The organism is Rhodanobacter glycinis (genome assembly GCF_006438785.1).
In the GTDB taxonomy this organism is placed as follows: Bacteria; Pseudomonadota; Gammaproteobacteria; order Xanthomonadales; family Rhodanobacteraceae; genus Rhodanobacter; species Rhodanobacter glycinis_A.
Map to the genome: position 1 here is coordinate 1 of NZ_RCZB01000002.1, position 13,548 is coordinate 13,548.

At 64.6% G+C, this 13,548-nt stretch carries 12 protein-coding genes; 11 read left to right on the plus strand and 1 reads right to left on the minus strand.

Going from position 1 to position 13,548, the window contains the following annotated elements:
• Positions 1-704 precede the first annotated feature (704 nt).
• Positions 705-2,204 carry a glycerol kinase GlpK gene (gene glpK / locus EAH75_RS08185; protein WP_140656387.1) on the plus strand — a complete coding sequence of 500 codons (1,500 nt, stop codon included), beginning with the start codon at positions 705-707 and terminating at the stop codon, positions 2,202-2,204.
• Positions 2,205-2,261: 57 nt separating this feature from the next.
• Here the strand turns inward: glpK and EAH75_RS08190 are convergent, their stop codons facing one another.
• The gene (locus EAH75_RS08190; RefSeq protein ID WP_140656382.1) at positions 2,262-3,197 is read right to left on the minus strand and encodes a carbohydrate kinase family protein; all 936 of its coding nucleotides are present in this window, start codon (positions 3,195-3,197) and stop codon (positions 2,262-2,264) included.
• Positions 3,198-3,473: 276 nt separating this feature from the next.
• Here EAH75_RS08190 and EAH75_RS08195 point away from each other — a divergent pair, with 276 nt between their 5' ends.
• From EAH75_RS08195 to lipB, 10 genes are all read left to right on the plus strand, one after another.
• A complete protein-coding gene (locus EAH75_RS08195) occupies positions 3,474-4,520 on the plus strand; it encodes a rod shape-determining protein (RefSeq protein WP_008437271.1) in 1,047 nt (348 codons plus the stop codon).
• A 22-nt stretch (positions 4,521-4,542) separates the two neighbouring features.
• On the plus strand, positions 4,543-5,496 hold the full coding sequence (mreC, locus tag EAH75_RS08200; protein WP_140656379.1) for a rod shape-determining protein MreC: 954 nt from the start codon (positions 4,543-4,545) through the stop codon (positions 5,494-5,496).
• Positions 5,493-5,978 (plus strand): rod shape-determining protein MreD, encoded by a 486-nt coding sequence (gene mreD / locus EAH75_RS08205; RefSeq protein ID WP_140656376.1) that lies wholly within the window; start codon positions 5,493-5,495, stop codon positions 5,976-5,978. The genes mreC and mreD overlap by 4 nt, the downstream gene beginning before the upstream one ends.
• A gap of 16 nt (positions 5,979-5,994) precedes the next feature.
• A complete protein-coding gene (gene mrdA / locus EAH75_RS08210; RefSeq protein WP_140656373.1) occupies positions 5,995-8,016 on the plus strand; it encodes a penicillin-binding protein 2 in 2,022 nt (673 codons plus the stop codon).
• A complete protein-coding gene (rodA, locus tag EAH75_RS08215; RefSeq protein WP_140656370.1) occupies positions 8,013-9,128 on the plus strand; it encodes a rod shape-determining protein RodA in 1,116 nt (371 codons plus the stop codon). Before mrdA ends, rodA begins: the two co-directional genes overlap by 4 nt.
• 95 nt (positions 9,129-9,223) lie before the next feature.
• Entirely contained in the window at positions 9,224-10,234 is a 1,011-nt protein-coding gene (gene mltB, locus EAH75_RS08220; protein ID WP_140656367.1) for a lytic murein transglycosylase B, read from the plus strand.
• Positions 10,231-11,142: a septal ring lytic transglycosylase RlpA family protein gene (locus tag EAH75_RS08225; protein WP_140656362.1), complete on the plus strand. Its 912-nt coding sequence runs from the start codon at positions 10,231-10,233 to the stop codon at positions 11,140-11,142. Before mltB ends, EAH75_RS08225 begins: the two co-directional genes overlap by 4 nt.
• Positions 11,143-11,218: 76 nt before the next feature.
• A complete protein-coding gene (locus EAH75_RS08230; protein ID WP_140656359.1) occupies positions 11,219-12,457 on the plus strand; it encodes a D-alanyl-D-alanine carboxypeptidase family protein in 1,239 nt (412 codons plus the stop codon).
• A complete protein-coding gene (locus EAH75_RS08235; RefSeq protein ID WP_140656356.1) occupies positions 12,457-12,747 on the plus strand; it encodes a DUF493 family protein in 291 nt (96 codons plus the stop codon). The genes EAH75_RS08230 and EAH75_RS08235 overlap by 1 nt, the downstream gene beginning before the upstream one ends.
• A 126-nt stretch (positions 12,748-12,873) precedes the next feature.
• Complete coding sequence (lipB, locus tag EAH75_RS08240; RefSeq protein WP_140805088.1) at positions 12,874-13,542, plus strand: lipoyl(octanoyl) transferase LipB; 669 nt, start codon at positions 12,874-12,876, stop codon at positions 13,540-13,542.
• Positions 13,543-13,548 lie beyond the last annotated feature (6 nt).

Consider the following 13,548-nt stretch of genomic DNA (forward strand, 5'->3'; position numbering starts at 1 on the left):
GCCGATGGTAGTGTGGCTTTGCCATGCAAGAGTAGGTCACCGCCAGGGGCTTTATCCCAAAAAACCTCCACCCGAAACGGTGGGGGTTTTTTCTTGCCTGCGCGTTGCTGTGGCGACCGCAGGTCGCGACCCGCAACAGGTCACCGCCAGGGGCTTTATCCTGGAAGGCCTCCCCATCCGGGGAGGCCTTCGTCTTTGTGGCGTTTGAGAACGCTTGCTGCCGCGATCGAAGATCGCAGGCTGCAACAGGTTACCGCCAGGGGCTTATCCCAAAAACCTCCACCCGAAACGGTGGGGGGGTTCTTGGTTTGAGTTTCAGTGCGGCAGGTCGGGCTCGACCCGTTCGCCGATCGACAGCGACACGATCATCATCCAGTTACCGTGACCGCCGTCGGCCACCTTATCCAGCCTTCCGCGCCGCGCACCTCAAAACGCGCGAAAGCGCGGCATGGGGTGTCGCATCAACGATAGGCAATCCGACATCATGGACGGTAAAAGCATCATGTGGCAGATCCTGTTGCGTCTGACATTCGTGGTTTTGGTCATTGTGCTGGCGTATACCGACAAACTGAGCCAGCCGACCCGCAAGCACGTTGAGGCGCACTGACTGGGTCCCGGTTCGCCCAATGCGCTCGCCCGCCGTCCCGACACGTTGCTACTCTTCGCTGACAGGTCCGTAGTGCGGATGACGAAGGGATGACGCGGTGGAGCAGCGCTACATACTGGCGATTGATCAGGGCACCACCAGTTCCAGGGCGGTGCTGATTGATCGTGCGGGAGACGTTGCCGGTTCGGCACAGCGTGAATTTCGCCAGATCTTCCCGCAGCCTGGCTGGGTGGAGCACGATCCGCTAGAGATTCTGGCGAGTGTGCTGGCAACGATAGCCGAGGCACTGACTTCGGCGGGGATCGAAGCCGGCGCCCTGGCAGGAATCGGCATCACCAATCAGCGCGAAACCACGGTGGTGTGGGACCGCCATACCGGCAAGCCGGTCTACAACGCCATCGTGTGGCAATCGCGGCAGAGTCTGGCGATCTGCGAGCAGCTGAAAGCGGATGGCTATGCGCCACTGGTGCGCGAAAAGACCGGGCTGCTGATCGATGCGTATTTTTCAGGCAGCAAGATCCGCTGGATCCTCGATCATGTCGACGGCGCCCGTGCCCGCGCCGAGCGTGGCGACCTGCTGTTTGGCACGATCGACAGCTGGCTGATCTGGAACCTCAGCGGCGGCAGGTTACATGTCACCGATGTAAGCAATGCCGCGCGTACCCTGCTGTTCGATATCCATGCGCGATGCTGGGACGATGAGTTGCTGCGCATGCTCGACATTCCGCGCAACATGTTGCCGCAGGTGCGTTCGTGTAGCGAGATCTACGGGTACACGACGACGCTAGCGGGCTTGCCTGCGGGATTGCCCATCAGCGGTGTGGCCGGCGATCAGCAGGCGGCACTGTTCGGCCAGGCCTGCTTCGAGCCAGGCATGGCCAAGAACACCTATGGCACCGGCTGTTTCATGCTGATGAACACGGGCACCCAGGCAGTACTCTCACGGCATGGCCTGCTGACCACGATCGCATGGGAGGTGGACGGTACCATCGAGTACGCGCTGGAAGGCAGCATCTTTGTCGCCGGCTCGGTGGTGCAGTGGCTGCGTGATGGCTTGCAGATGCTGGTGCAGGCGAGTGATTCGCAGGCATGTGCGCAGAGCGTGTCATCCAGCGACGGCGTATATCTGGTGCCGGCGTTCGTGGGGCTGGGCGCGCCGTACTGGCGCAGCGACGTGCGCGGCGCCATGTTTGGCCTGTCACGCGGAACCCGCAAGGAACACGTGGTGCGTGCGGCGCTGGAGTCGATGGCCTACCAGTCGCGCGACGTGCTGGCCGCGATGGAAGCGGACGCCGGCATCCCTTTGAAGGAATTGCGCGCCGACGGCGGCGCGATCACCAACGACTTCATGGCGCAATTTCAAGCCGACATGCTCGGCGTGCCGGTACTGCGTCCGCGAGTGGCCGAGACCACCGCGCTGGGCGCAGCCTACCTGGCGGGCTTGGCGGTGGGCTTCTGGGAGAGTCGCGCGCAGATCGCGGAACTCTGGCAGGTGGAGCGTCGCTTCCAACCCGAGATGGACGAATCCACCCGCGAGCGCCTGTACCGGGGCTGGCAGGACGCGGTGAACGCCACCATTGGCTTTCGCGTCGAATGACACGAACGAAGCTTCGATCAGACGCGAAGCCTCGCCAGCAATCCACCGTCGCAGCGGTCAATCCAGCGCGTAACCGAACTGGTCGAGGAATTCTGCAGCGAACTCGGGGTAGCTGAAGTGCTGATTCTGCGTGCCGGGATGTTCCACCTTCAGCGCGCCCATCAACGAGGCCATGCGACCGACCGTGGGCCAGTCCTTGTTGGCCATGATGCCGAAGATCAGACCTGCGCGATAAGCGTCGCCACAACCGGTCGGATCGACGATCTGGCGTTCACGTGCGGGTGGAATGTCATGGGTCTGTCCGTCAACGTGAATGGTCGAGCCTCGCGGCCCCTGGGTCACGATGTAGGCGGTCACGTGCCCGGCGATCTCGGTGGCGCTCCAGCCGGTGCGCGTCTGCAGCAGCTGCGACTCGTAATCGTTGACGATCACGTAGGTGGACTTGGTGATCATCGAACGGAATTCGTCACCGCTGAAAAGCGGCATCGCCTGGCCCGGATCGAAGATGAAGGGCACCCCGCGTGCGGCAAACTCGTCAACGTGTTGCAGCATTGCCTCGCGACCATCCGGAGCGACGATCGCGAAATCGATCTGCGGGATGTCGCGCACGTGGTTTTCCTGCGCGCTGGACATGGCGCCGGGATGGAAGGCCGTGATCTGGTTGTTGTCCAGGTCGGTGGTGATGAAGCACTGCGGCGTGAACTGGTCATCGAACTGGCGTACGCAATCGAGCTGGATGCCGCACTGCTCCATATGTTTGCGATACGGCGCAAAATCCTGGCCCACGGCCGCCACGGGCAGCGGATCGCCACCAAGCAATTTGAGGTTGTAGGCAATGTTGCCAGCGCAGCCGCCGAATTCGCGACGCATCCGCGGCACCAGAAACGACACGTTCAGGATATGCATCTGGTCGGGCAGGATGTGATTCTTGAACTGATCCTGGAACACCATGATGGTGTCGTAGGCCAGCGATCCGCAGATGACGGCAGGCATGATGTGCGGGAACCCCCGGGCAAGGTGGAAAGGCCGAGAGCGCCGCGGTCGGCCGATGGCCGAGCCGGGATGCTCCGGTCAAAAGGTGGAATCGTACCGCCATATGCCCGGGTTGGCGACTTTTCGCCGCCATGCGCAGCTCATTTCAAGGTAAAGGAAACGCGCATATCACGGTGTTGTAGAAGGGTTTCTTAACGTTATTGTCCTTGCGCATGCAGGCCACGCTAACTAGACTGGCGAGCTTACTTTTTAGCCAAGCCGACCCACGGCGGACCCATGTTCAAGAAGTTTCGCGGCATCTTTTCCAACGACATCTCCATCGACCTCGGCACGGCCAATACGCTGATCTATGTGCGCGGCCAGGGCATCGTGTTGAACGAGCCTTCGGTGGTGGCGATTCGCCAGGATCGTGGCCCCGGTGGTCCGCGCACGATTGCCGCAGTGGGTAGCGACGCCAAGCGCATGCTCGGCCGCACGCCGGGCAATATCGCCACCGTGCGACCGATGAAGGACGGCGTGATCGCCGACTTCACCATGACCGAGGCGATGCTGCAGCACTTCATCAAGCAGGTGCACAAGTCGCGTTTCCTGCGGCCGAGCCCGCGCGTGCTGGTCTGCGTGCCGTGCGGCTCGACCCAGGTCGAGCGCCGCGCGATCAAGGAATCGGCCGAGGGCGCCGGTGCGCGTGACGTGTTTCTGATCGAGGAGCCGATGGCCGCAGCGATCGGCGCCGGCATTCCGGTGCACGAGGCGCGCGGTGCGATGGTGCTGGACATCGGCGGCGGCACTTCCGAAGTGGCGGTGATCTCGCTCAACGGCATCGTCTACTCGCAGTCGGTGCGCGTGGGTGGCGACCGTTTCGACGAGGCGATCATCAACTACGTGCGACGCAACCACGGCACCCTGATCGGTGAATCCACCGCCGAGCGGATCAAGCTGCAGATCGGTTGCGCGTTCCCGCAGAGCGAGGTCAAGGAGATCGAGATCTCCGGCCGCAATCTGGCCGAGGGCGTGCCGCGCATGTTCACGATCAATTCCAACGAGATTCTCGAGGCGCTGCACGAGCCGCTCGCCGGCATCGTGGCCGCGGTGAAATCGGCACTGGAACAGACCCCGCCGGAGCTGTGCTCTGACGTCGCCGAGCGCGGCATCGTGCTCACCGGCGGCGGCGCGCTGTTGCGCGATCTGGATCGGCTGATCTCCGAGGAAACCGGCCTGCATGTGCAGGTGGCCGACGATCCGTTGACCTGCGTGGCGCGCGGTGGCGGCAAGGCGCTGGAGCTGATCGATCAGCACGGCAGCGATTTCTTCGCGCCCGAATAACGCACGCTAGGCAGGGGCGGCCATGGCGCGCACGCGCGACGAATCCTCGCCTCTGTTCGCCGGCAATGCGGCCGGTACGCTGAGGCTGATTGTCTATCTCGCACTGGCTGTGGTGCTGATGGTGCTCGACCATCGCAATGGCTGGCTGTGGCGCTTGCGTTACACGGCGTCTGCCGTGGTCGAGCCGGTGTATCGGCTCGCCGGTCTGCCGGCGGTGGGCGTGCGCACGATGAGCGTGGCGTTTGCCGATCGCCAGAGACTGACCGAGCAGAACCAGCGTCTGCGCGAGGACCTGCTGCTGGCCAACGCCAAGTTGAACCGGATGGCCGCCGTCGCCGAGCAGAACCAGCGCCTGAAGGAATTGCTCGATACCCAGCACAGCCTTGAGCTCAACGTGCAACTGGCGCGGGTGATCGGCGTGGACCTGGGCGCCTATCGCTACCAGCTGACCCTGAACATGGGTGCCCGCGACGGTGTCAGGCCGGGCCAACCAGTGATCGACGCACATGGCGTGATGGGTCAGGTGAAAGAGGTGCTGCCGACCACCTCGGTGGTGATGCTGATAACCGATCCGTCGCACGCGATTCCGGTGGTGATCGAGCGCACCGGTTTGCGCACGGTGGCCTATGGTTCGCGCGACGGCGATCAGCTCGCCCTGCCCACCATCCCGCTGGCAGCCGACGTGCGCACTGGCGACAAGCTGCTTACCTCAGGCCTGGGCGGGCGCTTTCCACCGGGATTTCCGGTTGGCGAGATCCGTGCGGTGGCACCGGCGGCGAGCGGCATGTTCCTGGTGGCGCAAGCACAGCCGTCAGCCGATCTCGACCGCAGCGAGGACGTGCTGCTGCTGCACGATCAGGCCGAGCCGGATGGACCGCCAGCGCCAGTGACACCGATGGGACCATCCGGTGAGCTGGCACCGGGCGCAACCTCTGCAGCTCCGCCGATGCCCACGAACAACGGGGCAACGCGATGAACAAGCAGCGGCTGAGTCTCTGGTGGTTCATCGGCACGTTGGTGTTTGCATTGCTGTCGATGCTGGTACCGCTGCCCGGCGTGCTGGAACCGTTCAAGCCGTATTGGCCGGCGCTGGTCCTGCTGTACTGGTCGCTGGAATCGGAGGATCGGGTCACCCTGGGTCTGGCTTTCCTGGTGGGCCTGGGCGCGGATCTGCTCAACGGCGTGGTGCTGGGCGAGCAGGCCTTGCGCCTGTGCGCGCTGGTTTTCATCGCATTGCGTTTTCGCTCGCGGCTGCGCTTCTTCCCGATGTGGCAACAGGCCCTCGCGGTGCTGGCATTGCTGTTGAACGACCGCATCCTGCTGCTGATCGTGCGCGTGCTGGCCGGTGCGTCGTTGCCGCCGGCAAGCTGGTGGATCTCGCCGTTCGTCGGTGCCGTGCTGTGGCCGTTCCTGTTCCTGTTGCTCGACGACCTGCGCGCGCGCCTGCGGATTCAATGAGACATGAACCAGTGACATGAAGATCCGGCGATCGATCAAGGACCCGCGCGGCGAAAGCATGCTGTTCCGGCGCCGTGCGCTGGCGGGGTTCGTGCTGATCGTGCTGAGCCTGTGCCTGCTGGTCAGTCGCTTCGTGTTCCTGCAGGTGATGCATCACGACGAGTTCGTCACCCGTTCGCAGGCCAACCGGGTCAAACCGCGCGCGATCCCGCCGGCGCGCGGGCTGATCTACGACCGCAACGGCGTGCTGCTGGCCGACAACGTGCCGGCATTCCGGCTAGAAGTGGTGCCCGAGCAGGTCGCCGACATGCCCGCCCTGCTGCAGCGGCTGGGCCAGGTGGTGCCGCTGGGTGCGGACGACCTGGACGCCTTCACCAAGCAACTCAGGCAGAGCCGGCGTTTCGAGAGCGTGCCGCTGAAGATGCACCTCACCGAAGACGAGATCGATCGCTTCGCGGTGAATCGCTGGCGTTTTCCCGGCGTGGACGTGGTGCCCTACCTGACCCGCCGCTATCCGTTCGGCGAACTGTTCGCGCATGTGGTGGGTTATGTCGGGCGCATTGATGCGTCCGATGTGGAGCGACTCGACCCGAAGCGCTACCAGGGTACCAGCCACGTTGGCCGCAGCGGCCTCGAGCGATCCTACGAGGACGTGCTGCACGGCACGCCGGGTTACGAACTGCTTGAAGTGAATGCCGATGGGCGAACCCAGCGCGTGCTGGAAACGCATGCGCCGACGCCAGGCAGGAACCTGTACCTCAGCATCGATGTGCGTCTGCAGAAAGCCGCCGAAACGGCGTTTGCCGGCCGCCCCGGTGCGGCCGTGGCGATCGATCCGCGCAATGGGCAGGTGCTGGCGATGGTCAGCGTGCCGACGTTCGACCCCAACCTTTTCGTCAACGGCATCAGCCAGGCCGACTACGGCACGTTGACCAACGACCCCGACAAGCCGCTGTACAACCGCGCGTTGCGCGGCATGTATCCGCCAGGCTCCACGGTGAAGCCGTTTCTTGCTCTGGGCGGACTCGAATACGGCGTGCGCCGGCCCGAAGACACGGTGTTGTCCACCGGCCAATTCTGCCTGCCCGGGCAATCGCGTTGCTATCGCGACGATACCCGCGGCGGCGATGGCACGGTGAACATGGTGCGTGCGATCGAGAAGTCTACCAACACTTATTTCTACAAACTGGCGCTGGATCTCGGCATCGACCGGCTGAGCGCGTGGATGAGCCGCTTCGGCTTCGGTGGCAAGACCGGCATCGATCTGCTCGGCGAATCCGAAGGCATCCTGCCCTCACGCCAATGGAAGGCGGCGCACAGCAAGTTCGGCTGGTTCCCCGGTGAAACCGTCATCGCCGGCATCGGCCAGGGTTACTGGGCGGTGACGCCACTGCAGCTCGGTCATGCGATCGCCACTTTCGCCGGACATGGCGTGCCGTATCAGCCGAGGCTGGTGATGGCGACGCGAGCGGTGGCCGACGCGCAGGTGCGTCCGCTGCCGAATCCTCCCAGCGGCCCGTCGTTGATTCGCAAATCTTCGGAGTGGGACGTGATCAACGAAGGCATGCGCGCGGTGATCGTCAGCGGCACCGGCAAGCTCGCGCGATTGAACGACGGCTTTCCCTATCTGATCGCGGGCAAGAGCGGCACCGCCGAGCGCTTCTCACGCACCTCCGAAGCGTACGACACCAACAAGAACACCGCCTACCTGGCGACACGCCACCGCGCGTGGTTCATGGGATATACGCCGTCCGATGATCCGCAGATTGCGGCCGCGGTCGTGTTGGAGGCCGGCGCGTGGGGCGGCACGGATGCCGGACCGATCATGCGCAGGATTTTCGATGCATGGGTCATCGCGAAAGGCGGCGCCGCGCCGCAGGACCTGCCGCTGTCGGCGCCGGGTTCGTCCGGTCGGGACTTGCCGAATCGGGGCGCGCCCAATGAGAACACGCCCAATGAGAGCACGACACCGGTGGAAGACGTGCCGGTGGAAAGCGACCCGGCACAGGCATCCAGCAGCGATGGGGGCACACCATGATCGGAACCTTCAGCATTCGTCTGCAGCGCTTCCTGCGGCGCATCATGACCCGGCCACGGATCGATCTGCCGCTGGCGTTCGGCTTGTTCGTGCTCGCTTCGATCGGCCTGGTCACGCTGTACAGCGCGAGTGATGGCAGCCTCGGCATGGTCGGCGGCCAGGCGGCCCGCTTCGTGCTCGGTGGCGCGTTGCTGCTGGTGGTATCGCGCATCTCGCCGTCCATATTGCGCAGCTGGACGCCATGGCTTTATGCCGGCAGCACCGCGCTGCTGGTGGTGGTGGCGCTCCTCGGCGAGGGTCGCGGTTCGATGCGCTGGCTGGACCTGGGCGTGATGCGCTTTCAGCCGTCCGAACTGCTCAAGCTGACGATGCCGATGATGGTGGCCTGGTACCTGCACCCGCGCCAGCTGCCGCCGGGCTGGAAGGACATCGCGGTGGTTGGCGTGCTGATCGCGATTCCGGCCGGGCTGATCGCCGAGCAGCCAGATCTGGGTACCGCCGTGCTGGTGACCGCAGCCGGCGCGTTTGCACTGTTCCTGTCCGGCATGGCGTGGTGGCGCATCGGCGCGCTGGTGGCGGCGGTCGGCGGGATGATTCCGGTCGGCTGGCATTTCCTGCATCAGTACCAGCGCGATCGCGTGCTGACCCTGCTCAACCCGGAATCCGATCCACTCGGCAACGGTTGGCACATCATCCAGTCGCAGATCGCGGTGGGTTCCGGCGGCATCTTCGGCAAGGGCTGGCAGCACAGCACACAGTCGCGGCTCGACTTCCTGCCCGAGCACACCACCGACTTCATCTTCGCGGTGTTTTCCGAGGAGTTCGGCCTGATCGGCGTGTGCGGGTTGGTCGCGTTGTACGCGTTCATCATCGGCCGCTGCCTGTGGATCGCAATGGAGGCGCGCGATACGTATTCGCGCCTGCTCGCCGGCGCGATCGGCATGAGCTTTTTCGTGTATGTGTTCGTCAACGGCGGGATGGTGGCGGGCATGCTGCCAGTGGTCGGCGTGCCGCTGCCGCTGATCAGTTACGGCGGCACCTCGGCAGTGTCGCTGCTGACTGGCTTCGGTGTGCTGATGTCGATCCACGCCAATCGCAAGACGCACATCTGAACACCGCCGGCGCATGGCCTGGGCGTGGCCCGGAGTTGTGCCGGTGTGCGTGTTAGGCTTTCGATGACATCGTTTTCCGCGAGCGAAGCCTCCACATGACAGCCACTCCTGCGCCGCATCCGGCCCGTTTCCTCGCCATCCTGAGTCTGCTCTGGGTTGGTGCGCCGACCCCGGTCATGGCGACGACTCACCCCGGCCAGGCCGAACTGGTGCGCGAGGTGGCGCGCGATACCGGCAAGCGTCCGCAGGCTTTGAACGCGCTGCTCGATGGCGCCACGATGCAGCAGAGCATCCTCGATGCGATCAGCCGCCCGGCCGAGGCCAAGCCGTGGAAGGATTACCGGCCGATCTTCCTCACCGACAAACGCATCAACGACGGCATCGCGTTCTATCGCGAACATCGCGCATTGCTGGAGCAGGTCGGCAGGCAGTACGGTGTGGCGCCGCAGTACATCGTGGCGATCGTCGGCGTGGAAACCAGCTATGGCCGCAACACCGGCAAGTACAAGGTGCTCGATGCGCTGGTCACGCTGGGCCTGTATTACCCGCCGCGGGCGAAGTTCTTTCGCGAGCAGTTGAAGGAGCTGTTGGAGATGCCGGACAACCATCTGGCCGGCCCGCTCGACACGCTCACCGGCTCGTATGCCGGCGCGCAGGGCTGGGGCCAGTTCATGCCCACCAGCATCCGCGATTTCGCGGTGGACGCCGATCAGGACGGCCGCATCGATCTGCAGAATTCGTTGCCGGACATCTTCGCCAGCGTCGCCAACTATTTTGCGAAACACGGCTGGGTCGATGGCGGTCCGGTCGCCGCGCGCGCGCAGCCGGATGCGGCGGCGCGGCCCATCACAGTGAAGGACGCCACGCCGCAATGGCCGCTGGAGCAGCTTGAGGCGTGGGGCTATGCGCCGCTGCAGTCGTTGCCACCCGCGCAGCCCACCAGCCTGCAGACCTTGCAGGGTCCGAACGGGCCGGAGTACTGGTTCACCTTCCAGAATTTCTACGTGATCACGCGCTACAACCGCAGCCCGCTATACGCCATGGCGGTCGACCAGCTGGCAGGCGCCATCGCGGCCGGTGTGGGTCAGGTGGACGCCGCGCGATGAGGGCGGCAGGCCGCCTGGTGCTGCTGCTGGCAATGTCGTTGCTGGCCGGCTGCGGTGGCAAGCGGACGCGCCCGAGCCATGCCGCTGATTCGGCCCGGCACGAGCAGGGCAGGGCCGACAGCAGCCGGGGCGCGGACAGCTTCCGCGACGACCTCAGCAAATCGCAAAGCAGCCGTTATCGCGACGGCAGCGACAGCGTGCCGGGCGACGTGCCGGACATCGGCAAGCTGGTCGAACCCGTACCCAGGATCGAGCCGCGCTCGCTGTACGGCAACAAGTCGCCGTATACGGTGCTCGGGCACTCCTATCGCGTGCTGCCCAGTGCGCGCGGCTACGACGAGCGCGGCATCGCCTCGTTCTACGGCAACAAGTTCCACGGCTACAAGACGTCCAGCCTGGAAACCTACGACATGTACGCGTTCAGCGCGGCCAGCACCACGCTGCCGCTACCCAGCTATGCGCGCGTCACCAACCTGGAAAACGGCAAGAGCGTGATCGTGCGGATCAACGACCGCGGGCCGTTTCACCAGAACCGCCTGATCGACCTGTCCTATGCGGCTGCGGTGAAAATCGGCATCTGGCCCAAGGGCACCGGCCTGGTCGAGGTGCGCGGCATCGACCCGGGAAGCTCCTCGCAGGAACTGCCGCCGCCCACCGTGGTCACAACCGGACACCTTGGCATCTACCTGCAGGTGGGCGCGTTTTCCGATGCGGACAATGCCGAGCGACTGGCCCAGCGTCTGCGTCAGGCCAACGTCGGCGCGGTGCAGGTCATGGATGCCGAGGTCAACGGTCGTCACGTGCGCCGGGTGCGGGTCGGGCCGCTGGCGGACGTGGATCGCGCCGACCAGGTCAGCGCGCGGATTGAAGGCATGGGTCTGCCGCGGCCCCAGGTCGCGGTAGACTGAGCAGGATTTGCATGCCCCTTTTTAATCATGCCGGCATTTGCCACGTCGGCATTCAGAGACTGGACTGAACCACACGATGAATTTCTTCCGCCGCACCCTGATCCCGTTCGCCGCCGTGTTGCTGGTCGGTGTCGCCGTTGCCCAGACACCGCCGCGTCCTTCGCCGGTGCCGCGCCCGGTGGTGCCCGACGCACCGGTGCCGCCGCCACCGGATGTCGACGGCAAGAGCTGGGTGCTGATGGACTACGCCACCGGCCAGATTCTCGCCAGCAAGGAGCCGGACCTGCGCGTGGAGCCGGCCTCGATCACCAAGGTGATGACCGACTACGTGGTCTCGGCCGAGGTCGCCAACGGCAAGGTCCACATGACCGACCCGGTGACCATCAGCGAGAATGCCTGGCGCGGCGGCGGTGCCGGTACCGACGGTTCCACAAGCTTTCTCAAGCTCAACAGCCAGGTGCCGCTGAAAGACCTGCTGTACGGCATGATCATCCAGTCCGGCAACGACGCGGCGATCGCACTGGCCGAACACACCGCCGGCTCCGAGCAGTCGTTCGCCGGGTTGATGAACGCCTATGCCAAGCAGCTGGGCATGGTCAACTCGAACTTCCAGAATGCATCGGGCTATCCGATCGAGAACCACTACACCACCGCGCATGACATCGCGATCCTGTCGCGCGCGCTGATCCACGATTTCCCCGAGGACTACGCGATCTCCGCCGTGAAGGAGTTCGAGTGGAACGGCATCAAGCAGCACAATCGCAATACGCTGCTGTGGCGCGATCCGACCGTGGACGGCATCAAGACCGGCCACACCGCCGCTGCTGGCTATTGCCTGGCCGCATCGGCCAAGCAGGGCGAGTCGCGCATGATCGCGATCGTGATGGGCGCCAGCAGCGAGAAGGCGCGTGCCGATTCGGCGATGGCGCTGCTCAGCTACGGCTTCCGTTTCTACGAGACGCACAAGCTGTATGACGCCAGCAAGCCATTGGCCACGCCGCGGTTGTGGAAGGGCGAGACGAACCAGTTGCCGCTGGGTGTCGCCGACGATGTGCAGGTCACGGTCAAGCGTGGCGAGTACGACCAGCTCAAGGCCATCATGGATATTCCGGCCACGCTGATCGCGCCGTTCAAGAAGGGCCAGCAGGTCGGTACGCTGCGCATCACACTGGCCGGTCAGCCGGTGCAGAGCGTGCCGCTGATCGCCATGAACGATGCGCCGCAGGGCGGTTTCTTCTCGCGCCTGTGGGACAGCATCATGCTGTGGTTCCACGGCAGCAAGGGCAATACCGAACAGGCGCCGAGCACCAAGTAATGCAACCGATCGACTTCACCAAAGCGAAGCAGGACGGCAAGGGCTTCCAGTTCCCTGGCGAGTTCGAGATCACCGCGGTCGGCAGCGCCAGCGCGAACCTGCCGACCCACGTGCCGCAGCTGTTGGAGCGTGCCGGCTTGCACGTGCTGCACGAGAGCGTGCGGCATCGGCATTCCGGCGCCGGCAATTTCGTCTCGGTCACGGTGAGCTTTCGCTGCGACACCCGCGAACATTACGAGGCGGCCCATGCCGCGTTGCGCGCAAATCCGGATATCCGTTACACGATGTGAAGTGCGGCAAACGGGGGACGGCGAGTTCCTCGCAACGTGGTGGTGGCAGGCCCGTTTCAGTCCGGCTCCATTGACCATGTGCGCAATACCCCCAATGTTCCCCGTTCATTCCCAAGGTTTGATGTCATGTCGTTGCCGCTGAAAATCCGTCGTCTCGGCCGCCAGCCTTACGCGGCGACCTGGAAGGCGATGAGCGCGTTCACCGACAACCGCACCGCCGATACCGCCGACGAGCTGTGGCTGCTGGAACACGACCCGGTGTTCACCCTCGGCCAGGCCGGCAAGATGGAGCACGTGCTGGCGCCGGGCGACATTCCGGTGCTGCCGGTCGATCGCGGTGGCCAGGTGACCTATCACGGGCCCGGCCAGATCGTCGGTTATCCGCTGATCGACCTGCGTCGGGTCGGTGTGGGCGTGCGCGAGCTGGTCAACAGGATCGAGCAGTCGCTGATCGACACGCTGGCGCACTGGAACGTCATGGCGGCACGGCGCGAAGGTGCGCCCGGCGTGTACGTGGCGGACGCCAAGGTCGCTGCGCTGGGGTTGCGCGTGCGCCGTGGCTGCAGCTTCCACGGGCTGGCTTTCAACGTGGCGATGGACCTGGAGCCGTTTCATCGCATCAACCCTTGCGGTTACAAGGGTTTGGCAGTCACGCAACTGCTAGACTTGGGCGGTCCGTCGCAGTTGGCCACGGTCGAGGACGTGCTGGTGGAGGAGTTCTGCCGCCAGTTCGGCTTTGCCGCCGAGTCAGCTGCCCCCGTTTTACCCGAACTCCCCGCTCGTGCAGCGGTCTGAGCTGTC